Genomic DNA, 24,985 nt, shown 5'->3' with positions numbered 1-24,985 from the left:
AACGCGCATGAACGGCTGACGTGTGCGTCCGTGTCCATGTTGACGGGTTACCGGGCACGGAATAGTCTCCATGACTGGCACTCTCCATACGAGAGTGCCAATACAGCGACGAAGGTCGGTCTGGCACCCGCGACGGCAGGCCGGTCCAGGGTCGCCTCTTCTGTCACATGTGCTGGCCGGCCCGATGTGGTCGGCCGAGGACCAATCGAAGGGGAGGTCAGATCGTGACGACCGCCACCAAGGTTGTTCTCAAGCCGCTTGAGGACCGTATCGTCGTCCAGCCGCTTGAGGCCGAGACCACCACCGCTTCCGGCCTGGTGATCCCGGACACCGCGAAGGAGAAGCCCCAGGAGGGCACCGTCATCGCGGTGGGCCCGGGCCGAGTCGACGACAAGGGCGAGCGCGTCCCTGTCGACGTCAAGGTCGGCGAGATCGTGCTCTACAGCAAGTACGGCGGGACCGAGGTCAAGTACAACAACGAGGAGTACCTCGTCCTCTCGGCCCGCGACGTGCTCGCGGTCATCGAGAAGTAATCACCGAGAACGTGATGCACCCGCCCCGGTCGGCGCCGCCTTCGGCGGGGCTGCCGGGGCGGATCGCGTGAAAGAGGAGTATCCGCATGGCGAAGATCCTGGAGTTCGAGGAGGACGCTCGCCGGGCTCTTGAGCGCGGCGTCAACGCTCTCGCGGACGCCGTCAAGGTGACGATCGGCCCGCGCGGCCGCAACGTCGTCATCGACAAGAAGTTCGGCGCGCCGACGATCACCAACGACGGCGTCACGATCGCCCGCGAGGTGGAGCTGGAGGACCCGTACGAGAACCTCGGGGCCCAGCTCGCCAAGGAAGTGGCGACCAAGACCAACGACGTCGCGGGCGACGGCACCACCACGGCGACCGTCCTCGCGCAGGCGCTGGTCCGGGAGGGCACCCGCAACGTGGCGGCGGGCGCGTCCCCGCTCGCGCTGAAGCGCGGCATCGACCTCGCCGCCCAGTACGTGTCCGACCAGCTCCTCAAGTCGGCCCGCGAGGTCGAGGAGAAGGGCGAGATCGCGCACGTCGCGACCATCTCCGCGCAGGACCCGAAGATCGGCGAGCTGATCGCCGAGGCGTTCGAGAAGGTCGGCAAGGACGGCGTCATCACCGTCGAGGAGGCCCACACCATGGGCCTCGAGCTGGAGTTCACCGAGGGGCTCCAGTTCGACAAGGGCTACCTGTCGCCGCACATGGTGACCGACGCCGAGCGCATGGAGGCCGTCCTGGAGGACGCCTACGTGCTCATCGTCGACGGCAAGATCTCCAACGTGCAGGAGTTCCTGCCGCTGGCCGAGAAGGTCGCCCAGACGAAGAAGCCGCTGCTCGTCGTGGCCGAGGACGTCGAGGGCGAGGCCCTCGCGCTGCTCGTCGCGAACAAGATCCGCGGCACGTTCCTGTCCGTCGCCGTCAAGGCGCCGGGCTTCGGCGACCGCCGCAAGGCGATGCTCGGCGACATGGCCACCCTCACCGGCGGCCAGGTCGTCAGCGAGGCGATCGGCCTCAAGCTCGACTCCATCGGGCTGGAGGACCTCGGCCGCGCCCGCCGCATCACCGTCGACAAGGACGCCACCACCATCGTCGACGGTGAGGGCTCCAGCGACGAGGTGAGCGCCCGGATCAACCAGATCAAGGTCGAGATCGAGAACTCCGACTCCGACTGGGACCGGGAGAAGCTGCAGGAGCGCCTCGCCAAGCTGGCCGGGGGCGTCTGCGTGCTGCGGGTCGGCGCCGCCACCGAGGTGGAGCTGAAGGAGAAGAAGCACCGCCTGGAGGACGCCATCTCGGCGACCCGCGCGGCCATCGAGGAGGGCATCGTCTCCGGCGGCGGCAGCGCGCTCGTGCACGTCGCCAAGGAGGGCTTCGAGACGCTCGGGCTCACCGGCGACGAGGCCACCGGCGCGGAGGCCGTCCGCAAGGCGCTCGCCGAGCCGCTGCGCTGGATCGCCGAGAACGCCGGCCAGGAGGGCTACGTCGTCGTCTCCAAGGTGCAGGCGCTGAAGCCGGGCAACGGCTACAACGCCGCCACCGACGAGTACGGCGACCTGGTCGCCCAGGGCGTCATCGACCCGGTGAAGGTGACCCGCTCCGCGGTGACCAACGCCGCCTCGATCGCGGGCATGCTCCTCACCACCGAGGCGCTCGTGGTCGACAAGCCGGAGGAGGAAGAGGCCCTCGCCGGCGGTCACGGACACGGCCACGGGCACGGCCACTGATCCGCTTGTGATCACTACGCCGGGCGCGGGCGAGCGGCTCGTCCCGCCCGGTGATCGTCGACAGACCCCCGTCCAGTGGACGGGGGTCTCGTCATTTCTGTGGGCGGCCTGTGGATAACCGGGCACGGGGCGCAGCCGGCAGACCGCGATGCGTAGTATCCCCAGGGTTCATCCAGCACTGTGACCATTCCGTTGTACTCGGCGGTGGAGACACGCCCGGGACTGCTGGGCATCATGCATGACGTGACCGAGGGAAGCTACGCCGGGACCATGACCGCGCGCACTGCCGAACCCTCGGGAGGGCTCGCCCCTCCAGCCCACGACACCGGCCGTGGGATTCGGGTGCTGCGCGCGGCGAAGGCCGCCGACGGCGATCTCAGGGAATTGACCAACCTCGCCGTCCAGGGCGACCCGGGGGCCATCGAGGCGCTCATCGGCGAGGTGCGGCCGATGATCGTCCGGTACTGCCGGGCCCGGCTCGGCCGGGTGTCCGGGCAGTACCACATCGCGGACGACGTGGCCCAGGAGGTCTGCATCGCCGTCCTGTCCGCCCTGCCCCGCTACCGGGACATGGGGCGGCCGTTCGCGTCCTTCGTCTTCGGCATCGCCGCGCACAAGATCGCGGACGCGCTGCGCAGCGCCGTCCGCGCGGCCGTGCCCACCGAGGACCTGCCGGACGGGCCGGACGACCGGCCCGGGCCGGAGGAGACGGTCGTCCGCTACATCGAGGCGCAGCGCGCCCGCGACCTGCTCACCCGCCTGCCCGAGCACCAGCGCGAGCTCGTGCTGCTGCGGGTCGTGGCGGGCCTGTCCGCCGAGGAGACGGGGAACGTCCTCGGCATGTCCGCGGGGGCGGTACGGGTCGCGCAGCACCGGGCCCTCGCCCGGCTCCGGGCCATGGCCAGAGAGGAGTCGATCGCTTGACGGAGCGAGGCCCCCGAACCGGCTCAGGGGGCGCCCCGGGTCCGGCCGGGCCCTCGACCTCCGGCGGCCCCCCGGGCGCGGCGACACTCCCCACCGCCGACCTCAGCGCGGTACGGCGCAGCGACGCGATCATCGAGTCCCTGGCGGCGTGGCGGCTCACCGTCCCGCCGCCCGCTCCGGAGGCGCCCGCGCCGCCGGAGACGTCCGAATCCCCGTGCGGTGCGGCCTCCGCGCCGCTGGAGCCGGCGGCCCCGGCCGTCGCGGAGCGCTCTGCCGGCGAGTGCGGGCGGGGACGGCAGCCCGACGAGCCCGATCCGGCCGTACGGCTGCTGCGGGCACTGATCATCGACGTGGACGACCAGAGTTCGGCGCCCGAGTCCGAGCCCGCGCCGCCGACGCCGTCCGGTCCCGGGACGGGGCCGCGGCGACGCGGCCCCCGCACGATCGTGGCGCTCGGCGTCGCCGGGGCCGTCCTCGCGGGCAGCGGGGTCGCGGCGGCGGGCGGCGCGGCCGCCGACCACCCGGCGGCGTCGTCCTCGCAGGCCCCGCGCGTGACCGGGGTCGCCGACGGGGCCGAGAAGCAGGCCGGCGCCGACATCGAGGCCGTGGCCGAGCGGCGGCGGCCGCCGGTCGTCCGCCCCCTGCCGGAACGGCCCGCGGCGCGCAAGCCGGCGCGGGAGTACGACCCGATCAGGACGCACCTGCGGCCCCCGTTCCCGGACCGTCCGCGCTTCCGCCGTCCGGCCGACGAGAACCGTCCGCCGCCCCTCGGGACCTTCCCGATGCGCGGCTCGGACGACCCGTACCCCGGCGACAACGGCTGGCCCGGCTTCGCCGACCCGAACCAACGCCCCCAGAAGCGCTTCGACCAGTACCGAGACCCTTACTCGGACCCATACTCCGGCCGCGACTGACCTACGGCCCGGCAACGCTCGCCCGCAGGCCCCGCGGACAGGTCACGCGGGCGGCGCCGGGCCGCCGCGCGGGCCGTGCGCGCGGTCGATCGACTTCGGACGGGCCGCCGCGCGGATACGGCCGCGCGGTCAGTTCTCGCCGAGCGGTCAGTTCTCGTCGTGGCCCTCTTCGCTGTCGATCACGCCGTCGACGTAGCCGCGGGCGTACTCCCAGCTCACGTAGTCGACCGGGTCGGGGGCGAGGGCGGGCTCGTGGACGCGGGGGAGCCCCTGGTCGAGCAGGTGGCGCAGGTTGCCGTGCAGCAGCTCCCAGTCGATGTAGTGGAGCTTGCCGCAGTCTCCGCAGTCGACGGTCAGCCCGCGCACGCCGAGCGGTTCCAGCAGGGCGCGGAAGACCTCCAGGTCGGCGAGGTCGGCCAGCACGTCCTCCCGCTCCGTCACGCTGAGCGGAGCGGTGTCGTCGCCGAGGTCGCCGAGCGCCGCCGCCGGATCCTCCGGGTCTCCGGCGAACGGGTCGATCGGAGCGTCGTCGTGCACACCCCCACGCTACTGCTCCGCGCCCGGAGTGGTGCACCCCCCTGTCTCCTCTGTGCGCGAACAATCACGCGGAGTCAACGCCGGAAAGGGCTGGGCGGGGGGAATCGACTGGAGCGTCCGGCGTGTTGGGGGATGTCACGAAGACCACGCGGCCGTGCCGCGCAACGAGCCGTCCAGGCGCGGGGAGAGCCCCTACCATGGGAACAGGGTCCACCATGACCTGGCCCGATGCCGCGACCACCACGGGAAGGTAGTCATGAACCCCGCCGCCGAGTCCGACAAGTTCCTCCCCCAGGGCCTGACCTTCGACGACGTGCTCCTCCTCCCGGGGTACTCCGATCTCCAGCCCGGCGAGGCCGACACGTCGACCCGGCTCACCCGCCGGATCTCGCTGCGCATCCCGCTCGTCTCCGCGGCCATGGACACGGTGACCGAGGCCCGCACGGCGGTCGCGATGGCACGCCAGGGCGGCATCGGCGTCCTGCACCGCAACATGCCGATCGAGGAGCAGGCCGACCAGGCCGACCGGGTGAAGCGCTCCGAGGCCGGGATGATCACCAACCCGGTGACCTGTCTGCCGGACGCGACGCTCGCCGACGTCGAGGAGCTGTGCGCCCGCTACCGGATCTCCGGCGTCCCGGTGACCGACGTACGGGGCGTGCTGGTCGGCATCGTGACGAACCGGGACATGCGCTTCGAGTCCGACCCGGCCCGTCCCGTCCGCCAGGTGATGACGCCGATGCCGCTGGTCACGGCCCCGGTGGACGTGACGCGCGACGAGGCGTTCCGGCTGCTCGCGGGCAACAAGGTCGAGAAGCTCCCGCTGGTGGACGCCGACGGACGCCTCAAGGGCCTGATCACCACCAAGGACTTCACCAAGAGCGAGCAGTACCCGCACTCCACCAAGGACGCCGACGGCCGCCTGCTCGTCGCCGCGGCGGTCGGCGTCGGCGAGGACGCGATCAACCGCGCCCGCGCCCTCATCGAGGCGGGCGCCGACGTGATCGTCGTGGACACCGCGCACGGCCACTCCAAGGGCGTCGCCGACACGATCGCCACCATCAAGGCGAGCGCGCGGGTCGAGGTCGTCGGCGGCAACATCGCCACCTACGCGGGCGCGAAACTGCTGGTGGACGCGGGCGCCGACGCGGTCAAGGTCGGCGTCGGACCGGGCTCGATCTGCACCACCCGGATCGTCGCGGGCGTCGGCGTCCCGCAGCTCACCGCGATCTCCGAGGCGGCCCGCGCGGCGCGCGAGGCGGGCGTCCCGGTGATCGGCGACGGCGGCCTCCAGTACTCGGGCGACATAGCGAAGGCCCTGGTCGCGGGCGCCGACACGGTGATGGCCGGGTCGCTGCTCGCCGGGGTGGAGGAGTCGCCGGGCGAGCTGATCTTCGTCCACGGCAAGCAGTACAAGTCGTACCGGGGCATGGGCTCGCTCGGCGCGATGCGCAACCGGGAGCGCGGCGCTTCGTTCTCGAAGGACCGGTACGCGCAGGCCGACGTGTCCGCCGAGGAGAAGCTGATCCCGGAGGGCGTCGAGGGCCAGGTGCCGTATCGCGGGCCGCTCGCCAACGTCGCGCACCAGCTCGTCGGCGGGCTGCACCAGTCGATGTGGTACGCGGGCACCCGCACGATCCCCGAGCTGCAGGAGCGCGGCCAGCTCATGCGCATCAGCGCGGCCGGCCTGCGCGAAAGCCACCCCCACGACATCCAGATGACCGTAGAGGCCCCCAACTACCAGGGCCGCTGAGCCTCCAAGCGCCAGGCCGCCAGGCCCCAGGGCCGCTGACGTGCTCGATCGCCCGGGGCGCTGACGCCCCTTCGTGCCTTTCCGCGTCCTCGCGGGGCGTCGCGCCGTCGACCGGTCGTTCGTCCGGGGGAGCGCGGTAGCCCGGCGTGTCCGGGGCTGACGTAAGCTCGTCCGGGGCTCGTTCCCGCCGCCTGCGGGAACACCGGACCACGTGGAGGAAGGGCGCAGTGGCTGCTGAGGTGGAGATCGGCCGGGGCAAGAGCGGCCGGCGGGCGTACGCCTTCGACGACATCGGCATCGTGCCGTCGCGGCGGACGCGCGACCCCGAGGAGGTCAGCGTCGCCTGGCAGATCGACGCCTACCGGTTCGACATCCCGCTGGTCGTCGCGCCGATGGACAGCGTGGTCAGCCCGGCCACCGCGATCGCGGTCGGACGGCTCGGCGGGCTCGCCGTCCTCGACCTCGAAGGGCTGTGGACGCGCTACGAGAACCCCGAGCCGCTGCTCGCCGAGATCGCCTCGCTGGACACCGTCCGCGCCACCCAGCGCCTCCAGGACATCTACACCGAGCCGATCAAGGAAGAGCTGATCGGCCGCCGGATCGCCGAGGTCCGCGAGGCCGGGGTGACCGTCGCGGCGCGGCTGTCGCCGCAGCGCACCGCCCAGTTCCACAAGGCCGTGATCGACGCGGGCGTCGACCTGTTCGTCATCCGGGGGACGACCGTGTCCGCCGAGCACGTGTCGGGCCGCGCCGAGCCGCTGAACCTCAAGCAGTTCATCTACGACCTGGACGTCCCCGTCATCGTCGGCGGCTGCTCCACGTACACGGCCGCGCTGCACCTGATGCGCACCGGCGCCGCCGGGGTGCTCGTCGGGTTCGGCGGCGGGTCCGGGCACACGACGCGGACCGTCCTCGGCGTCGCCGTCCCGATGGCGACCGCCGTCGCGGACGTGGCCGCCGCCCGCCGCGACTACATGGACGAGTCCGGCGGACGCTACGTCCACGTCATCGCCGACGGCGGGATGGTCAACAGCGGCGACATCGCGAAGGCGTTCGCGTGCGGGTCCGACGCGGTCATGGTCGGCTCCCCGTTCGCCCGCTCCACCGAGGCGCCGGGACGCGGCTACCACTGGGGCAGCGAGGCGCACCACGGCGACGTCCCGCGCGGCACCCGCCTCGAACTCGGCACGATCGGCACGATGGAGCAGATCCTGTTCGGCCCGTCCCGGGTCGCGGACGGCTCGATGAACCTGATCGGCGCGCTGCGCCGCGCGATGGCGACGTCCGGATACACGGAGCTCAAGGAGTTCCAGCGGGTGCAGGTCGTGGTGGCCCACCGCAAGTCGAACGACTGACGACAGCTGAGAGCGAACCCACGCAGAATTGGTCGTTCCGAGTGTGGCCCCCTCCCTACTCTTGGGTAGGTAACGCTCGGAAACCGACCGGTGTGGGGGGAATCGCGATGACGGGATCACCTGTGACGGGGCTGGGCACCTCCCGGCTGGGTCCGGCCGAACGGGCGGCGTCGCTCGATCGGATGGCCCGCGAGGAGTTCGACGTCGTCGTGGTGGGCGGCGGCATCGTCGGTGCCGGCGCGGCGCTCGACGCGGCGACCCGGGGCCTGTCCGTCGCGGTGGTCGAGGCGCGGGACTTCGCCTCCGGGACGTCGTCGCGGTCGTCCAAGCTGATCCACGGCGGGCTGCGGTACCTGGAGCAGTACAACTTCGACCTCGTCCGGGAGGCGCTCACCGAGCGCGGCCACCTGCTCCAGCAGATCGCGCCGCACCTGGTGCGTCCCGTCCCGTTCATCCTGCCGACCACGCACCGGGTGTGGGAGCGCGCGTACTTCGGCGCGGGCGTGGCGCTGTACGACGTGCTGGCGTTCCAGATGGGCAACACGCGGGGCGTCCCGCACCACCGGCACCTGAGCCGGCGCGGCGCGCTGCGGCTCGCGCCGTCCCTGCGCAAGGACTCCTTCGTCGGCGCCATCCAGCTCTGGGACGCGCAGGTCGACGACGCCCGCTTCGTCATGACGGCGCTGCGCACGGCCGCCGAGTACGGGGCGCAGATCGCGTCCCGCACCCAGTGCCTCGGGTTCCTGCGCGAGGGCGAGCGCGTGACGGGCCTGCGCATCCGCGACCTTGAGGGCAACACGACCAGCGAGGTGCGCGCCAAGCAGGTCGTCAACGCCACCGGCGTCTGGACGGACGACATCCAGCAGCTCGTCGGCGGGCGCGGGCAGATCCACGTGAAGGCGTCCAAGGGCATCCACCTCGTCGTCCCGAAGGACCGCATCCACTCCGCGACGGGCATCCTCCTGCGCACGGAGAAGTCGGTCCTGTTCGTGATCCCGTGGGGGCGGCACTGGATCATCGGCACCACCGACACGGCCTGGGACCTCGACAAGGCCCATCCCGCCGCGTCGAAGGCCGACATCGACTACGTCCTGGACCACGTGAACTCCGTCCTCAACACACCCCTCACTCATGACGATGTCGAAGGTGTGTACGCGGGGCTGCGGCCCCTCCTCACCGGTGAGACCGAGGAGACGTCGAAGCTCTCTCGCGAGCACGTCGTGGCGCACCCCGTCCCCGGGCTGGTCCTGGTGGCGGGCGGCAAGTACACGACGTACCGGGTCATGGCCAAGGACGCGATCGACGCCGTCGCGCACGGCCTCGACGGGAAGATCCCCGAGTCGTGCACGGACCGCGTCCCCCTCGTCGGCGGCGACGGCTTCCAGGCCATGTGGAACGCGCGGCACCGGCTGGCGTCCCGCTCCGGCCTGCACGTCGCCCGCATCGAGCACCTCCTCCGCCGCTACGGCACGCTCGTGGACGACCTCCTCGCGCTGATCGCCGACAAGCCCGACCTCGGCAAGCCGCTCGCCGGGGCCGACGACTACCTGCGCGCCGAGATCGTCTACGCCGCGTCGCACGAGGGCGCCCGGCACCTGAACGACGTCCTCGCCCGCCGCACCCGCATCTCCATCGAGACCTGGGACCGCGGCGTCGGCGCCGCCCAGGAGGCCGCCGACCTGCTCGGCCCCGTCCTCGGCTGGTCCAAGAAGCAGCGCGACCGCGAGATCGAGTACTACCGCAAGCGCGTCGAAGCCGAACGCGCCTCCCAGACCCAGGAAGACGACCAGGAAGCCGACGCCCGCCGCCGCGGCGCCCCCGACATCGTCCCCACCACGGCCCCCTAGCACCTTGCCGGATCGCCGGGCTACGACTCGGGACCACGCCCCCACAGCCCTAAGCCGATCGTCGGCCTGGTCGGACTGGCCGGGCTGGTCGGGCTAGTCGGGCTTGGGCTCGTGGAGGCAGGCGGGCCAGCCTCGGCTGAGGAGGTCGATGACGATGTCAAGGGTGCGCCCGGGGTCGGAGGTGTTCCGCGCCAGGTCGGGGATCTGCAGGACGTAGCGCGCCAGGAGCCGCGCGGTGAGGTCGTCGGCGGGGAGGCCGGACTCCGCGGCGATGGCGGCGGCGAGAGGCTCTTGGCCGTGCGTCCAGGAGCGGAGCGCGTAGTCGCGCAGGTCCGGAGTGGCGCTCACCAGGTCGAGGACGCGCTGCTCCGCGGGCGTGGGGTCTTCCTTGAACGGCCCGCGCTGGGACAGGAGACCGCGCAGCGCGTCCAGGACGGTCTGGCCCGGCGCCCGATCGTGGACGGCACCGGTCAGCGAGGCGATCCTGGCCGCCCGATCGCCGGGAAAGACCAGGCTCACCTTGCCGTCCGGGAAGTACTTGAACAGGGTCGCGATCGAGGTGTCGGCGGCATCGGCGATCTCGCGGACGCCCACATCGTCGTAACCGCGCTCGGTGAACAGCGCGACCGCGGCCTCGGTGATGGCCCGCCGTGTCTGGGCTTTCTTGCGTTCGCGCAGCCCAGGCGGCCCGGCCGGAGCCTCGGGCCGCGCGCCAGCCGGGGCCTGTTCACGCGCCGGGCGGCTCAGTTCGGGGGCAGGCCACCCGTGAGCCAGCAAGGCGAACGCGGCCTCGACCACGCGACGCGGATCACCCTGCTCCCCGACCCGCAGCCGATCCAACCCAAACCGCGCAACAGCCCGCGCCGCAACATCGGTGCGCGCCGGGTCATGTGTTCGCGTGGCGATGTCCGTCTGCGAAGCGCCTGCATCTGGGGCGCCGCCCGCCGGGCCGTCCGGGCTCGGGGCGTGCGGGTCTGTTTCGGCTTGGGCTAGGGCTTGGGCCAGTTCCTTCTCGTGGGCTAGCCACATTCGGTCGGCGTAGTCCTGGAGGGCCGGGGTGCCGGTGACGAGTTCGGCGAACGCGGCCGTCCGCGGGTCGGCGGAGCGTTCGCGGAGCCGGGCCAGCCGCCAGTCGCGCAGGGCGTCCAGCGGCGGGACGCCCTCGGGACGGTCGCGCACCGCCGACACCAGACTCGTCCGGATGTCGTCGTCCCGGTCGAAGACCAGGGCCTCCTTGGTCGGGAAGTGCTTGAACAGGCCGCTCGTCGACACATCGGCGGCCTCGGCGACGTCCTTGACGCTGACCTGGTCGTAGCCGCGTTCGAGGAACAACTCCAGCGCGGCGTCGGCGATCGCCTGCCTGGTCCGTGCCTTCTTGCGCTCCCTGCGCCCCATGGTCGCCTCGGTCATGCCGCCAGTCTACCGCCGCCTGCAGAACCACTCTCAGAGTAGAGTCGTTCTAGTTTTTTAACGACACCACGAGTATGCTCGTTTCTACTCTGCTTCGGAGGTGATCGGCCATGACGACGACGGCCGTACCGCAGGCGTCCGCCCCCACTGGACGCGAAATCCGCGTCATCTTGTTAGGCGTCATGCTGGCGATGCTGCTGGCGATGCTCGACAACGCGATCGTCGGCACCGCGATGCCGACGATCGTCCGGGACCTCGGCGGCCTCGACCACATGGCCTGGGTCGTGACCGCCTACACGCTGATGACCGCGATCTCCACGCCGGTTTGGGGCAAGCTGGGCGACCTGTTCAGCCGCAAGACGGTCTTCCTGACCTCGATCGCGGTGTTCCTGGTCGGGTCGCTGCTGTCCGGGGCGGCCTGGTCGATGTCCGCCCTGATCGGTTTCCGCGCACTGCAAGGGCTCGGGGCGGGCGGCCTGATGGTCGGCGCGTTCTCGATCATCGGCGCGCTGGTGCCGCCTCGTGAGCGGGGCCGCTACCAGGGGATGACCGCGGCGGTCATGGCGATCGGCGCCATCGGCGGCCCGCTGCTCGGCGGGGTGGTCGCCGACCAGTTGAGCTGGCGGTGGGCGTTCTACCTCAACCTGCCGCTCGGCCTGCTGGCCTTCGGCTGGTCGGCGATGCTCCTGGACCTGCCCGCGACCCGCCGGAACGTAAAGATCGACTACGCCGGGATCGGGGCGCTGGCGACGACCATCGGGGCGCTCATCCTCGCGGCGACCTGGGGCGGCGTCCAGTACGCGTGGACCTCGGGACCGATCCGGGGCCTGGCCGCACTGGCGATCGCCGGTGCTGCGATGTTCGTGCTGGCGGAGCGGCGGGCCGCCGACCCGGTCATCCCGTTGCGCATGTTCGGCAGCCGCAACTTCACCCTCGCCTCCGCGCTGTCGCTGGTCACGGGCGTGGTGATGTTCGCCGGGGTGCTCTACCTGCCGCTGTTCCAGCAGACCGTCCAGGGCGCGTCCGCCTCGTCGTCCGGGCTCCTGCTGCTGCCGATGATGATCCCGATCCTGTTCACGACCCAACTCGTCGGACGGGTGATGAGCGGGACCGGCCGGTACAAGATCTTCCCCATCCTCGGCGGCGTGGCGCTCACCGCGGGCGCTACGTGGCTGTCCGCCGTCGATCCCGGGACCGGACGTGTGGCCACCGGCGCCGCCATGGCGCTGCTCGGCCTCGGTCTCGGGCTGACCATGCAGTTGACCGTCACCATCGCGCAGAACAGCGTCGAGATGACGGACATCGGCGCGGCCTCCGGCACCGTCACCTTGTTCCGCACGATCGGCGGCTCACTGGGCATCGCTGCGTTCGGCGCCATCTTCACCCGCTCACTGGACGGCCGCACCCCCGCCACAGGCCCCGCCTACCTGGACGCCGTAGCCCACGGCACCGCCCAAATCTTCCTGGCAGTAGCCGCAGTAAGCGCCACCTGGCTAACCCTCTCCTGGCTGATCAACGAACTCCCTCTACGCACCGCCCCCGTCCCCAAGCCCGCCCCAACCCCCACCCCCCAGCCCACCCACTGAGGACCTCCGCACCTTCGCCCCGGCCCTCCACCCCACCGGGGCAAACCCACGAGGACGCGGCGTGGGGTGCTTGGTGGGGTTAGGGGGTGCCGAGCATTAGGGTTTTGCCGGTTTTGTAGAGGTGGGCGGGGACGCGGGTCGGGTCGAGTAGGTGTTGGAAGGCGACGCCCAGGTCCAGGGCTACGGCCAGGGCGGCGCGGTCGTCGGCGGCCAGGCCGTCGGTGGTTTCCAGTTCGCTGGCCATTTGGGCGCGGCGTTCGGCGTACCAGTCGGCGATGCGCCAGCCCGCGGCGTAGTCGCGCATGCCGTAGAGCCAGAACTCGACGAGGAGCAGGGCCAGGCGCCGGGGACGGTCGTCGGGGGCGTGGCGGGTGGGACGGCCGGTGGGGTCGGCGTCCTCCTCGGCGGTGCGGATCTCGTCGCAGACGTCGCTGCGGGACGGATCGCTGGTGAAGCGCTCCATCAGGGCCAGCAGCAGGTCGGTCTTGCCCGCGAAGTTGGAGTAGACGGCGCCCTTGGTGAGGCCCGCGGCCGACGCGATGTCGTCGAGAGAGGCGCCGTGGATGCCGCGTTCCGCCCAGAGGCGTTCGGCGGCGGTGAGCAGGGCGGTCCTGGTCTGCTCGCGGCGGTCCCGGCGCGGTGGGGTGCCGCCGCCGGACGGGGGCGGAGTGCGGAAGCCCCCCGGCCCGGTCGAGTCACCCTCGGGCCGGTTGTCACCGTGGGTGTCCGTCATGTGCTGTTCCCTCCCAGTGTGGCCTTTGATACGTCCCTCGCCCCCTTGTGCTTGCGCCCCTGGCCGCCGGGCATATCGCCGCGACGCACGCGCTTTCCTCGTGTTTCCTGGTTGCTTTGGTCTGGGAGATGCTCCCCGGCTTGCCTGCCTGCCTGCCTGCCGTCGGGCGGACGGACAGGGCCTGACCGCGCTCCCGCCTTTCGATCAAGTCGCCGACATCTCCAATTGGACCCTTGTGGGCTTGGGTCTCTGGGTGGTCGTCTGAGCCCGGGGACTGGACGGTGTGTCGTGGTTGGTGGGCTTTGGTTCTCCTTGGTTGGGGAGCGGGCGGCGTGGGCGTGGAGCGAGATTCTCTCTTCGGAATACACCGGGTAAGCATGGTCAGTCCGTCGGTTACGTAATTCGACCTGGCTTGGAACGGTCCGGTCAGGTTGAGGTGTCAATGGGGGATGGAGACTGCTCTAGCGCGTGGGGTACATCACTCCACGGGTCGCGTTACTTGCGGGTAGCCAAGAGTGGGCGGGGGGTCATACGCTGCCTGTATGGCATCCCCGACGGTCTCCGCCGAAGGCGCGACGGAGCGCACGCTGCCGCAGACTCTGATCGACCGGCTGGTCTCGCATGTGGCGTCGAGCGGCGCCGAGACCGCGACGATCACCGGGCCGTTCACCGGCGAGCCTCTCGCGACCGTTCCGCTGTCCAGCGCCGACGACGTCCGGAAGGCGTACGAGCGGGCGCGGGCGGCGCAGCGGGCCTGGGGCGCGCTGCCGGCGGCGGAGCGGGTCAAGCCGTTCCTGCGGCTCGCGAACGCGCTGGTCGACCGGCGCGCGGAGATCCTCGACGTCATCCAGCTGGAGACCGGCAAGGCGCGCCGCCACGCGATGGAGGAGTTCCTCGACGTGGCGCTCTGCTCGCTCTACTACGCGCGGCGGGCCCCGAAGCTGCTGAAGCCGCGGCGCAGGCAGGGCATGATGCCGGGGCTTACGCGCGTCCATGAGTTGCGGCACCCGAAGGGTGTCGTCGCGCTGATCGCGCCGTGGAACTATCCGTTCGCGCTCGGGGCGAGCGATATCGCACCCGCGCTGATGGCGGGTAACGCCGTGATCCACAAGCCGGACACGCAGACCTGTTTGTCCAGCTTGTGGGTTCTCGATCTGCTGATCGAGCTTGGGCTGCCGCGCGATCTGTGGCAGATCGTCGTGGGTGACCCGTCCGACATCGGCGACCCGCTGGTGGAGAACGCCGACTACGTGTCGTTCACCGGGTCGACGCGCGGTGGGAAGGCGATCGCGGAGAAGGTCGCGCCTCGGCTGGTCGGGTACTCGCTGGAACTCGGCGGAAAGAACCCGATGATCGTCCTGCCGGACGCCGACGTGGAGCGCACCGCGCGGGGCGCCGTGCGCGCGTGCTTCACCAACGCCGGGCAGCTCTGCATCTCGATCGAGCGGATGTACGTGCACGAGGACGTCTACGACCGGTTCGTCCCCCGGTTCGTCGAGCTGGTGAAGGGGATGAGGCTCGGCGCCGGGCTGGACTTCCAGGCCGAGATGGGGTCGCTGACCTACAAGCGGCAACTGGACGCAGTGACGCGCCATGTCGACCAGGCCGTGGAGGCGGGTGCGACCGTTCTGGCCGGAGGCAAGGCCCGTCCGGACGTCGGGCCGCTGTTCTACGAGCCGACCGTTCTCGCGGATGTCGATGGCGATATGGACCTGTGCGCCAACGAGACGTTCGGGCCGGTCGTCGCGGTCTACAAGTACCGGGACGAGGACGAGGTCGTCGAGCGGGCGAACGACACCCCTTATGGGTTGAACGCCTCGGTATGGACGAAGGACGTCGCGAAGGGGCGCCGTCTCGCCGCCCGCATCCAGGCGGGGACGGTCAACATCAACGACGGGTACGGCGCGGCCTACGCGTCCTACGACTCGCCCATGGGCGGGATGAAGCAGTCCGGTGTGGGCCGGCGGCACGGGTCCGAGGGGCTGCTGAAGTTCACCGAGGCGCAGACGGTCGCGAGCCAGCACATCATGGACCTGGAACCGCCGGGCGCCATCGGCTACGACCGGTTCGCCGACATGATGGCGACCGGGATCAAGCTCATGAAGAAGCTGCGGATCAAGTAGGGATCGCCCGTGAAGCATGACTTCGACGTGCTCGTGGTCGGGTCGGGATTCGGCGGCAGCGTGTCGGCGCTGCGGCTGACCGAGAAGGGCTACCGGGTCGGGGTGATCGAGGCGGGCCGCCGCTTCGACACGAACCCGTCCGGAGCGCCCGGGTCGCGGTATCCGGCGCTGCCCAAGACGAACTGGCGCATCGCCCGCTACCTGTGGGCGCCCGCGCTCGGGTTCACCGGCATCCAGCGGATGCACCTGATCCGCGGGGCGAAGTCCAGCCGGGTGCTGGTGCTGGCCGGTGCGGGCGTGGGCGGCGGCTCGCTCAACTACGCCAACACCCTGTACGTCCCGCCGGAGCCGTTCTTCAAGGACCGGCAGTGGGCGCACATCACCGACTGGCAGGACGAGCTGGCGCCCTACTACGAGCAGGCGAAGCGCATGCTCGGCGTCGTGCAGAACCGGACGACCACCGAGGCCGACAAGATCATGAAGCGGGTCGCCGACCGGATGGGCAAGGGCGACACGTTCGTCAGGACACCGGTCGGCGTGTTCTTCGGACGCGGCGCCGGGGTGGAGAGCGCCGACCCGTACTTCGGCGGCGCGGGCCCGCGGCGGCGCGGCTGCCTGGAGTGCGGCGAGTGCATGACGGGCTGCCGCCACGGCGCGAAGAACATGCTCACCGAGAACTACCTGTATCTGGCGGAGAAGGCGGGCGCGCGGGTGATGCCGCTCAGCCGCGTCACGTCCGTCAGGCCGCGGCAGGGCGGCGGCTATGAGGTCGACATCGTGCGGACGGGTTCGTTCGGCCGCAACCGCAAGACGCTCACGGCCGAGCAGGTCGTGTTCGCCGCCGGGACGTACGGGACGCAGAAGCTTCTGCACAAGCTGAAGGCGACGGGCGCGCTGCCGCGACTGTCGGACCGGCTCGGCGCGCTGACCCGCACCAACTCGGAGGCGATCCTCGGCGGCGGGCGGGCGAACGGCAAGCCGGGCCCCGACTTCTCCAAGGGCGTCGCGATCACGTCGTCGTTCCACCCCGCGCCGGACACGCACATCGAACCCGTCCGGTATGGGCGCGGCTCCAACCTGCTCGCCGGTCTGCAGACGCTGCTCGTGGACGGCGACCGTCCGGGCGAGAAGCACAAGCCCCGCCTGCTGAAGTTCGTCCGCGAGGCGGTGCGCCGCCCGCGCGACCTGATGCAACTCGCGGACGTGCGGCACTGGTCGGAGCGGACGGTCATCGCGCTGGTCATGCAGACCCGGAACAACTCGATCACGCTGCGCCCGAAGAAGGGTCCCTTCGGCTGGGACGTCCACTCGTCCGCCGGGCACGGCGAGCCGAACCCGACGTGGATCCCGGAGGGGCACGAGGCGACCCGGCTGATCGCCGACGAGATCGGCGGGATGGCGGGCGGCACCTGGGGCGACCTGTTCGACGTCCCGATGACGGCGCACTTCCTCGGCGGGTGCGCGATCGGCGACTCGGCGGATTCCGGAGTGATCGACGCATATCACCGCGTATACGGGCACCCGGGCCTGCATGTCGTGGACGGCTCGGCCGTCTCCGCCAACCTGGGCGTCAACCCGTCCCTGACGATCACAGCGCAGGCCGAGCGTGCCATGTCGCTCTGGCCGAACCGGTCGGAGGACGACCTCCGCCCTGAGCTGGGCGAGCCGTACCGGCGGCTCAACCCCGTCCCGCCGAAGAACCCGACCGTCCCGGCCGACGCGCCGGGGGCGTTGAAGCTCCCGATCATCGACATCACCTGACGCCGCCCCACCCGCTGAATCCGCCATCGCCGCCTCCCCGAACTCGACTCCTGAATTCTCGGCGGGGCGACGGCGGCACGGCACTAGAACGAGATTCTGTGGAAAAGTCGGCCGGTCGCAGCGCAGAACGGGCCGGGTGAGCCTGACAGGCTCACCCGGCCCGTTCTACCGGGGGTCAGTCGTCGGCTGGACGGTCACGACCGTCCAGCCGGGGTGCGGGTCAGGTTCCTGACGCGCGGTATGCGGACCACTGGCTCTGCATACGCGAGGTCTGGCCCGCCGTGAACTCGGTCATGCAGGAGTCGTAGCTGTAGTCCATGTAGTTGTGGATCGGGTCCACTCCGGCCGAGGAGCACGTGTCGCGACCGGTGGGGCAACCGGAGGCCGGGCTCTGCTCGGCGGGCGTGTCGGAGACCTCGTCTCCAGCGCCCGTGCAGCCGCCCTGGAACGTGTGGTAGAGCCCCATCCAGTGACCCACTTCGTGGGTGCCGGTGTCGCCTTCGTTGTAGTTGGTGAGAGTGCCGCCCGGCACGCTCTGGTAGTGGATGACCACACCGTCCATCTTGGGCTGCGAGCGGTAGCTGCTCGGGAACGTCGCCCAGCCGAGGAGGCTGTTGCCCAGGTCGGCGGTGTAGAAGTTGAGGTCCTGGGCGTTGCCGACATGCAGGGCGTTCTTCATGGCGGCCTCGTTGGCCTGCGGGTCGGAGAACCAGGCGGAGTTCTGCGTCCGCTTGATCTCGGCCAGAGTGAACGTCACGCCGCTGCCCGCGTAGGCGCTGTTCATGACGTCGATCTGCTTGTTCAGGGTCGCGTCGGGCACATTGCCCGCACTTCCGTAGACGACCTGGAAGTGCACGCGGACCGTGATGGCCGAAGTCTTCTTGTTCCGCAGCTTGCCAAGGCGGTTCTGGAAGTCCTTCTCCATCGCCGCTACCTGGGCGGTCCCAGGCTGGTTGGGCTCGACGGCGTGGGTTCCGGCGCGAACGCGGGCCTGGGCCGACTGGTCGGCGCACAGGTTGGACGGCGCCGAGGGCGCCGCGAGGGTGGCGGGGGCGGTGGGGGCGTACGTCGTGACGGCTGCGGCCAGTCCGAGAACGGCCGCGATTCCGGCGCGTTTCATGAAACTCCTTGGGGGTGACGCGAGCGGGAGCGCGCGCAGGGGAGCGGAGTCATCGCTGGAACCAGCCTGGATGTGAACAACCAAGGCGTCTTTGGCAAACCTGAACGAATCAGGTCGCTCAACGCTGAATGCGGCACCCTAGCGCGGCGGCGTAGCGTGACCCGCGTGGACGTCGACGGGGAAGTGGAACGGCTCCTGGCCGAATTTCGGGCACAGGCCGATCCGGCGCGAGCCGAGAGCGAGAAGCGCTATCTGAAGAGTGACTTCACGCATATCGGCGTCACCGTCCCGGCCCTGCGGAAGGTCGCGCTGTCGGCGGTGAAGACCAAGCCGACCCGGGACGAACTCATCGCGCTGGCGGAGAAGCTCTGGGACGTGACCGACCAAGGCCGTCCCGTGCATGAGGCGCGCATGGCTGCGATGGAAGTACTCGCCAAACGCGCGGCACTCCTGGAGCCACCCGACCTTGCCTTGGGCGAACGTCTTATCCGTGACTCGTCGAGTTGGGTCTACGTGGACCACCTGGCCGAGAAAATCGTCGGCGGCCTGGTCGTCCGGTATCCCGACCTGGGGACGGTCCTGGATGCCTGGGTCAGCGACCCCTACATGTGGATACGCCGCACGGCGATGCTCGCCCTGCTCGCGGGCGTCCGTGCGGGAGCACCGGATCTGGGCAGGATCGACCGCTTCGGGGACGCGCTCATCGACGAAAAGGAGTTTTTCATCCGCAAGGCCCTTGGGTGGGTGTTGCGGGAGCTGTCGAAGAAGGACCCGGAGTGGGTGGTGGCCTGGGTCGAGCCACGCGCACACGTCATGTCGGGCGTCACGCTAAGGGAGGCAGTCCGAAGACTGCCTCCCGAAGACGCGAAACGCATAACCAACCGCAAGACGCGCTAGGCGCGGTAGGCCGTCCACACGTTGTGGATACGGCCGCCCTGTCCGCCGGTGAAGGACGTCATGCACGTGTCGTAGCTGTAGTCCATGTAGTTGTGGATGGGGTCCTCGCCACTGGACGGGCACGTGTCCTTACCGGCGGGGCAGCCGTTGGTGGGGTCGCGCTCTGCGGGGGTGTCGGCGACGCGGTCGCCCTGCCCTCCGCAGCCGTCCTGGAACGTGTGGTAGAGCCCGAGCCAGTGACCGACCTCGTGCGTGGCGCTGAATCCCTTGTTGAAGTTCTCGATGGATCCGCCCGGCATGCTGCCGTAGTGGATGGTGACGCCGTCCATCTTGGGCTCGGCGCTGTACTTCCAGGGGAAGGTCGACCAGCCGAGGAGGTCGCCTCCAATACGCGCGCTGTAGAGGTTCAGTGTGCTCTTGCCGCCCTGCCGCAATCTGGGCTTGTACGTCCGCTCGTAGCGCTCGGGGTCGTTGAACCAGTCGGCGTTGTCCGTCCGGGTCACGGCACGCAAGGTGAACGAGACGCGGGTGTTCGCGCCTCCGTTCTGTCCGCCGTAGGAAGCGTTCATCGTGTCGAGCTGGCTCCCGATCGCCTCGGCGGACACGTTGCCAGACGAACCGTCGTGCAGCACATGGAAGTAGACGGGAATGTTGATGGGGGCGGCGCCGCGCAGGTCACGTCCGGTCGACTGCCCGCGCGGGTTCTGCTCGGGGGCGAGGCCGAGACCGTCCAGGATCCGGTTGAGGTTCTGCTCGACGCCGGCGGCCTGCTCCAGGGAGAGGTCGTTGCGGTCCCTGACGTGCGAGCCGGGCCGCAACCGCGCGTTGGCGGGGGACACGTCGGCCTTGACGCAGTCGCCCGTACGCGCGGTCTCCTGGCGCACCGCCTCCTGACGCACCGGGCGAGGGGGCGAGGCGGTGGTCGACGGCAGCGCCGGAACGGCGGCGGCGAGCAGGACGGTTGCGGCGAGCAGCTTCACGGCACTCCTAGGGAGGACGCTTGCGGACGGGAACGAAATGAACACAGCGCGTTATCAACAGGTATCAGAGCGAAGTGCTGCCGCGAGTGTGATCAAGGTAAATGGATGCCGACCGTTATAGGACGATCGCACCATGTGATGGTCTCGTCCGAGACGTGCTCATGGTCCGGCCCCAGGACGGAGGCCGGGACGCGCGCGATCGGGCGCGGGCGGGGGCCCCGTAGACTGGGTGAATCGTTCCGGCCCGTGCGAAAGGCGTTCTTGGTGGCCGCAGACCAGTCCTTCGACACCGTTCTCGTCGTCGACTTCGGCGCGCAGTACGCGCAGCTCATCGCCCGGCGCGTCCGCGAGTGCCATGTGTACAGCGAGATCGTGCCGTCCACGATGACGGCGGCGGAGATGCTCGCCAAGCGGCCGAAGGCCATCATCCTGTCCGGCGGGCCATCGTCGGTGTACGAAGAGGGTGCCCCGATCGCACCGGACGGGTTGTTCGACCTGGGCGTCCCCATGTTCGGCATCTGCTACGGGCACCAGGTGATGGCACAGGCCCTGGGCGGGACGGTCGAGAACTCGAATGTCGCCGAGTTCGGTGGGGCGACCGTAGCGGTGACGTCCCCCGGCATGCTGTTCGCGGGGTTGCCCCATGAGCAGGCGGTGTGGATGTCCCACCGCGACTTCGTGAGCCAGGCGCCGTCCGGTTTCACGGTCACCGCCAGTACGGACGTCACCCCTGTCGCGGGTATGGAAGACCGCGAACGTGGTTTCTTTGGCGTCCAGTTCCACCCCGAGGTCATGCACACCGAGCACGGCATGGAGTTGTTGCGCCGGTTCCTGTACGAGGGTGCGGGCTGCCGTCCCAACTGGACGATGGTCAACATCGCGGACGAGTCGATCGAGGCCGTCCGGCGGCAGGTCGGGTCGAAGCGGGCGATCTGCGGGCTGTCCGGCGGGGTCGACTCGGCGGTCGCCGCCGCGCTCGTCCAGCGGGCCATCGGCGACCAGTTGACCTGCGTGTTCGTCGACCACGGGCTGCTGCGCAAGGGCGAGGCGGAGCAGGTCGAGAAGGACTTCGTCGCCGCGACCGGCGTGAACCTGCACGTCGTGGACGCGCAGGAGCGCTTCCTCGCCGCCCTCGACGGCGTCGCCGACCCCGAGCAGAAGCGCAAGATCATCGGCCGCGAGTTCATCCGCGTGTTCGAGGAGGCGGCCCGCGAGGTCGTCGGCGAGGACGCGGCGGAGCCGGTGGAGTTCCTCGTCCAGGGCACCCTCTACCCCGACGTCGTCGAATCGGGCGGTGGAACGGGCGCGGCCAACATCAAGTCGCACCACAACGTCGGAGGTCTTCCAGACGACCTCCAGTTCCAGTTGGTGGAGCCGCTGCGCACGCTTTTCAAGGACGAGGTCCGCGCGCTCGGTGAGCAGCTCGGTTTGCCCTCCGAAATCGTCTGGCGGCAGCCTTTCCCTGGGCCGGGCCTCGGGATCCGCATCGTCGGCGCCGTCACCAAGGAGCGCCTCGACATCCTGCGCGACGCCGACTTCATCGCCAGGACCGAGCTGAGCAACGCCGGCCTCGACCGTGACATCTGGCAGTTCCCGGTGGTCCTGCTTGCGGACGTGCGTTCCGTAGGGGTCCAGGGAGACAGCCGCACTTACGGCCACCCCATCGTGCTGCGTCCGGTGACGAGCGAGGACGCGATGACCGCCGACTGGGCGAAGCTTCCCTACGACCTGCTCCAGCGCATCTCGACCCGCATCACCAACGAGGTGAGGGAAATCAACCGGGTCACCGTGGACATCACGTCCAAGCCCCCGGGCACCATCGAGTGGGAATGACGAAATGAGCAAGGCCCGGACGGATCCGTCCGGGCCTTAGCGTTTTCGTCGTCAGACGGTGGCGGGGGCCAGCGCGGCCTCTGCGTCGAGCGTCGCGGCGGCGGCGTTCACCACGGCGGCCACGCGCAGCGCCTCCTGCACGTGCTCACGCGAAAGGCCCGCTTCGCGGACGACCTTCTCGTGCGACTCCAGGCAGCGTCCGCAACCGTTCACGGCGGACACGGCGAGGCACCACAGCTCGAAGTCGGTCTTGTCCACGCCGGGACGTCCGATGATGGACATGCGCAGCTTCGCGGGAAGGGTCGCGTACGTCTCGTCACCGATCAGGTGGGTGGCGCGGTAGTAGACGTTGTTCATGGCCATGATGGACGCGGCGGCCTTCGCGGCCTCGAACGCCTCCGCGGACAGGTGGTCCCCTGCCTCCTCGGCCAGTTCCCTGATGACGACCGTGCTCCGGGTGGCGAGCGCGCTGGCCAGGACGGCGCCCCACAACTGCTGGTCGGTGAGCTGCGAGGTGGACGTCACCGAGCCCAGGTTGAGCTTGGTGTCCTTCGCGTACCCCGGGAGGGCGCTCTTCAGCGCGTCAACGCTCATCTTCGTCCGTCCTTCCTCTGAATCCGTGCGAACGGCCGGTCACAAGTGCGCGTGACCGGCCGCTGTCGATCCGATCGAGCCGGTCAGGCTCCGGCTCCGGCGAGGAGCTTTCCGGCGTCGAGCGTGTCCTCGCCCTTGTTCCAGTTGCAGGGGCACAGCTCGTCGCTCTGCAGCGCGTCCAGGACCCGCAGGACCTCCTTGACGTTCCGGCCGACGGAACCGGCGGTCACCATGGAGAACTGGATCTCGTTGTTGGGGTCGACGATGAACGTCGCGCGCTGGGCCACGCCGTCCGCGGTGAGGATGCCGAGCGACTCGCACAGGTCGCGCTTGACGTCGGCCATCATCGGGAACGGGATCTCGCGCAGGTCCGGGTGGTCCTTGCGCCAGGCGAAGTGGACGAACTCGTTGTCGACGGACGCGCCGAGCACCTGGGCGTCGCGGTCGGCGAAGTCCTCGTTCAGCCGTCCGAACTCGGCGATCTCGGTCGGACAGACGAACGTGAAGTCCTTGGGCCAGAAGAACACGACGCGCCACTTGCCCTCGTAGGACTTGTGGTGGATCGTCTCGAACGCGTGCTCGGCGTCAAGCGAGACGCAGGCGGTGAGCTCGTACTCGGGGAACTGGTCACCGACAGTAAGCACGAATGCTCCTTCGTCATGAGTTGAGGGGCGCCTCCGCAGGTGAGGCGCGGGAAAGCCGCTTTTGCTCCGAGCGGCTGATGTCACTCAGCGTGCCTCGACCCTGCTGAAAAGAGAAATCAATCTGTCTCATCTCACTGATAGGCAATGCCTATCGATGGCACGCGCGACGCTGTGACCAGGGACGAGATCGAGTCATGACCGAAGGGCGGGATTTCGGTGGTAGATGTAAATCACACTGATACGCCCAAAACGGACTTCTATCTCTGTGGCGGGCAAGTGTAGCGCCTCACACGGCAAAGGGCGGCGCGACCGTGGCCGTGCCGCCCTTCGACTCCGGATCGGGTCAGCCGATGACCGGCACGATCTCCCACAGTTGGCCGTGCTCGGCACCCGCGGGCGCCAGCACGGCCCTGTCCTCGTCCTGGGTCCAGACGAGGTTCCGGCCGGGCAGTTCGATGACGTACCGGCCCTCGGCGACCCGCCGGATGGACCAGGTCGTCGATCCCTCATGAAGGCCGACCAATCGGCCGTTCCGCACCACGGCGCGGTTGTCCGAGCCCACGTTGTCGATGGTGAACGCGTTTCCCGTCGGGGTGATGCGCCAGACCTCGTGGTCGCCCGCGTGGTCGCGGTCGACGATTATCGGCGTGGGTGCGGACGGGTTGATCCCGGGGAAGTTCTTCGCCGACTCGCCCTCGTCGGCGTTCACGATCCGGAAGGTCTGCGGGGCGCGGGCCAGGGCGTCCGGGCCGCTCAGGGCCAGGGCGCCCATCAGGATGAGGGCGGCGGTCAGGAGTCTTCCGGTGGTGCGTACGGTGCCGCGCATGATCGTCCTCCAGCTTCTGGTCGGAGATGCGTCACCGCCTGAGATTACCCTCTGTGTTCAGATAATGACTCTAAGTTTGCCTTGCTGGTCTGGGCTCGCGTCAGCGCAGGGGCGCATCGACCGTCGTCCCTAGGGTGAGACCCCGTTTTCGTGAGACGGCTCTATGCCGAGTACGGCCCACACGCATTTTCCTTCGTGTTCTGGGCGGCAGCCGTAATGCTTGGACAAGGAGGCAATGATGCCTAGGCCCCACCCTCCTGGATCGGACGCGTTATCCGGAATGCGTTGGGTCGGCATCCTCAGGTCGGGTGCGGACGTCTTCGGTCTTTCCGGGGACGAGTCCCACACCCCGATACGGAGACCCTCCTCCACGAGGGCCAGGCGGAGACTGATCGGTGCATTCGGTGTAGCGCGGACGGCGTTCGTCAGCAATTCCGATGCGACCAGGACCGCGTCGTCCACCGTGCTCTGGGGAAGTTCCCATTGGAGGGTCTGCGCCTCCACGATGAGACGCCCTTGCCGTGGCACGTCGGGTGTCGCCAGGAACCCGCGACGGAGCGCCAGGGGACCGGCGGACGTTCCCTCGACCAGGGCGCTCACCACTCGCTCGCCCGTGCCAGGGCGTCCTGCTCGGCCATGAGGTCGCCCAGCGTGAACAGGTCGCCAGCGGTGAGCGTGGCGACCAGACGGCTGTCACGCTTCCGGATCGACTTGGGGTTGCGGAGGTGCACCGTCCACAGGCCGTTCTCGTGGGCCTGATAAGGCTCCGCCCATCGCCCGCGCGGCGGCCCGACGGCCGGAAGGGGGTCCGATTCGTCTATGAAGTCATTCTTGCGGAATTTGTCGATTCCCATTCCGTGCTCGCCTCTGCGTCGGTCATTCCCTTGATTTCCGCGCAACAGA

General features: G+C 69.8%; 22 protein-coding genes. 12 read left to right on the top strand and 10 right to left on the bottom strand.

Features of this window, described 5'->3' with window-relative positions; translation table 11 throughout:
- Window positions 1–224 precede the first annotated feature (224 nt).
- From groES to FXF65_RS35295, 4 genes are all read left to right on the top strand, one after another.
- Window positions 225–533 carry a co-chaperone GroES gene (groES, locus tag FXF65_RS35310; RefSeq protein WP_148354398.1) on the top strand — a complete coding sequence of 103 codons (309 nt, stop codon included), beginning with the start codon at window positions 225–227 and terminating at the stop codon, window positions 531–533.
- Window positions 534–619: 86 nt separating this feature from the next.
- Window positions 620–2,245 carry a chaperonin GroEL gene (gene groL, locus FXF65_RS35305; RefSeq protein WP_148354397.1) on the top strand — a complete coding sequence of 542 codons (1,626 nt, stop codon included), beginning with the start codon at window positions 620–622 and terminating at the stop codon, window positions 2,243–2,245.
- Between the two features lie 336 nt (window positions 2,246–2,581).
- The gene (locus tag FXF65_RS35300) at window positions 2,582–3,169 is read left to right on the top strand and encodes a sigma-70 family RNA polymerase sigma factor (protein WP_067889770.1); all 588 of its coding nucleotides are present in this window, start codon (window positions 2,582–2,584) and stop codon (window positions 3,167–3,169) included.
- Entirely contained in the window at window positions 3,166–4,083 is a 918-nt protein-coding gene (locus tag FXF65_RS35295; RefSeq protein ID WP_148354396.1) for a hypothetical protein, read from the top strand. Before FXF65_RS35300 ends, FXF65_RS35295 begins: the two co-directional genes overlap by 4 nt.
- A 147-nt stretch (window positions 4,084–4,230) precedes the next feature.
- On the opposite strand, the gene FXF65_RS35290 is transcribed toward FXF65_RS35295, so the two are convergent.
- Window positions 4,231–4,620 (bottom strand): DUF5319 domain-containing protein, encoded by a 390-nt coding sequence (locus FXF65_RS35290; protein ID WP_148354395.1) that lies wholly within the window; start codon window positions 4,618–4,620, stop codon window positions 4,231–4,233.
- 256 nt (window positions 4,621–4,876) lie between these two features.
- Here FXF65_RS35290 and guaB point away from each other — a divergent pair, with 256 nt between their 5' ends.
- The 3 genes from guaB (at window position 4,877) to glpD (ending at window position 9,575) form a co-directional block, all read left to right on the top strand.
- Window positions 4,877–6,373, top strand: a complete 1,497-nt coding sequence (gene guaB / locus FXF65_RS35285) for an IMP dehydrogenase (protein WP_148354394.1) — start codon at window positions 4,877–4,879, stop codon at window positions 6,371–6,373.
- 239 nt (window positions 6,374–6,612) lie between these two features.
- The gene (locus tag FXF65_RS35280; protein WP_148354465.1) at window positions 6,613–7,728 is read left to right on the top strand and encodes a GuaB3 family IMP dehydrogenase-related protein; all 1,116 of its coding nucleotides are present in this window, start codon (window positions 6,613–6,615) and stop codon (window positions 7,726–7,728) included.
- Between the two features lie 107 nt (window positions 7,729–7,835).
- Complete coding sequence (gene glpD, locus FXF65_RS35275) at window positions 7,836–9,575, top strand: glycerol-3-phosphate dehydrogenase (protein WP_148354393.1); 1,740 nt, start codon at window positions 7,836–7,838, stop codon at window positions 9,573–9,575.
- Window positions 9,576–9,668: 93 nt separating this feature from the next.
- Here the strand turns inward: glpD and FXF65_RS44905 are convergent, their stop codons facing one another.
- Window positions 9,669–10,985 (bottom strand): TetR/AcrR family transcriptional regulator, encoded by a 1,317-nt coding sequence (locus FXF65_RS44905; protein WP_222868890.1) that lies wholly within the window; start codon window positions 10,983–10,985, stop codon window positions 9,669–9,671.
- Between the two features lie 110 nt (window positions 10,986–11,095).
- Between FXF65_RS44905 and FXF65_RS35260 the strand changes: the two genes are divergently transcribed.
- On the top strand, window positions 11,096–12,571 hold the full coding sequence (locus FXF65_RS35260; protein ID WP_148354392.1) for an MDR family MFS transporter: 1,476 nt from the start codon (window positions 11,096–11,098) through the stop codon (window positions 12,569–12,571).
- 79 nt (window positions 12,572–12,650) lie between these two features.
- On the opposite strand, the gene FXF65_RS35255 is transcribed toward FXF65_RS35260, so the two are convergent.
- Window positions 12,651–13,304 carry a TetR/AcrR family transcriptional regulator gene (locus FXF65_RS35255; protein ID WP_148354391.1) on the bottom strand — a complete coding sequence of 218 codons (654 nt, stop codon included), beginning with the start codon at window positions 13,302–13,304 and terminating at the stop codon, window positions 12,651–12,653.
- 542 nt (window positions 13,305–13,846) lie between these two features.
- Here FXF65_RS35255 and FXF65_RS35250 point away from each other — a divergent pair.
- The gene (locus FXF65_RS35250) at window positions 13,847–15,427 is read left to right on the top strand and encodes a succinic semialdehyde dehydrogenase (RefSeq protein WP_148354390.1); all 1,581 of its coding nucleotides are present in this window, start codon (window positions 13,847–13,849) and stop codon (window positions 15,425–15,427) included.
- Window positions 15,428–15,436: 9 nt separating this feature from the next.
- Complete coding sequence (locus FXF65_RS35245) at window positions 15,437–17,188, top strand: FAD-dependent oxidoreductase (RefSeq protein ID WP_148354389.1); 1,752 nt, start codon at window positions 15,437–15,439, stop codon at window positions 17,186–17,188.
- 220 nt (window positions 17,189–17,408) lie between these two features.
- Here the strand turns inward: FXF65_RS35245 and FXF65_RS35240 are convergent, their stop codons facing one another.
- Window positions 17,409–18,308 (bottom strand): zinc metalloprotease, encoded by a 900-nt coding sequence (locus FXF65_RS35240; protein ID WP_148354388.1) that lies wholly within the window; start codon window positions 18,306–18,308, stop codon window positions 17,409–17,411.
- Window positions 18,309–18,473: 165 nt separating this feature from the next.
- On the opposite strand from FXF65_RS35240, the gene FXF65_RS35235 reads away from it, so the two are divergent.
- Entirely contained in the window at window positions 18,474–19,205 is a 732-nt protein-coding gene (locus FXF65_RS35235) for a DNA alkylation repair protein (protein WP_187412670.1), read from the top strand.
- Here the strand turns inward: FXF65_RS35235 and FXF65_RS35230 are convergent.
- Window positions 19,202–20,185 carry a zinc metalloprotease gene (locus FXF65_RS35230; RefSeq protein ID WP_246199319.1) on the bottom strand — a complete coding sequence of 328 codons (984 nt, stop codon included), beginning with the start codon at window positions 20,183–20,185 and terminating at the stop codon, window positions 19,202–19,204. The genes FXF65_RS35235 and FXF65_RS35230 overlap by 4 nt on opposite strands.
- Before the next feature lie 264 nt (window positions 20,186–20,449).
- Between FXF65_RS35230 and guaA the strand changes: the two genes are divergently transcribed.
- On the top strand, window positions 20,450–22,018 hold the full coding sequence (gene guaA, locus FXF65_RS35225) for a glutamine-hydrolyzing GMP synthase (RefSeq protein WP_246199318.1): 1,569 nt from the start codon (window positions 20,450–20,452) through the stop codon (window positions 22,016–22,018).
- 51 nt (window positions 22,019–22,069) lie between these two features.
- Here guaA and ahpD read toward each other — a convergent pair whose 3' ends face one another.
- From ahpD to FXF65_RS35200, 5 genes are all read right to left on the bottom strand, one after another.
- Window positions 22,070–22,612, bottom strand: coding sequence for an alkylhydroperoxidase, AhpD family (gene ahpD / locus FXF65_RS35220; RefSeq protein WP_148354386.1), 543 nt, complete (start codon window positions 22,610–22,612; stop codon window positions 22,070–22,072).
- A gap of 83 nt (window positions 22,613–22,695) precedes the next feature.
- The gene (locus FXF65_RS35215) at window positions 22,696–23,256 is read right to left on the bottom strand and encodes a peroxiredoxin (RefSeq protein ID WP_148354385.1); all 561 of its coding nucleotides are present in this window, start codon (window positions 23,254–23,256) and stop codon (window positions 22,696–22,698) included.
- Between the two features lie 343 nt (window positions 23,257–23,599).
- Window positions 23,600–24,082: an RICIN domain-containing protein gene (locus FXF65_RS35210; protein ID WP_148354384.1), complete on the bottom strand. Its 483-nt coding sequence runs from the start codon at window positions 24,080–24,082 to the stop codon at window positions 23,600–23,602.
- A gap of 129 nt (window positions 24,083–24,211) precedes the next feature.
- Window positions 24,212–24,610 carry an ATP-binding protein gene (locus FXF65_RS46335; protein WP_425458760.1) on the bottom strand — a complete coding sequence of 133 codons (399 nt, stop codon included), beginning with the start codon at window positions 24,608–24,610 and terminating at the stop codon, window positions 24,212–24,214.
- 68 nt (window positions 24,611–24,678) lie between these two features.
- Window positions 24,679–24,936: a hypothetical protein gene (locus FXF65_RS35200; protein ID WP_148354382.1), complete on the bottom strand. Its 258-nt coding sequence runs from the start codon at window positions 24,934–24,936 to the stop codon at window positions 24,679–24,681.
- Window positions 24,937–24,985: the final 49 nt, after the last annotated feature.

This window comes from Actinomadura syzygii, assembly GCF_008085905.1.
GTDB lineage: Bacteria > Actinomycetota > Actinomycetes > Streptosporangiales > Streptosporangiaceae > Spirillospora > Spirillospora syzygii.
The sequence above is the reverse complement of the archived record's forward strand: the minus strand, read 5'-3'. Positions and strand labels throughout refer to the sequence as shown.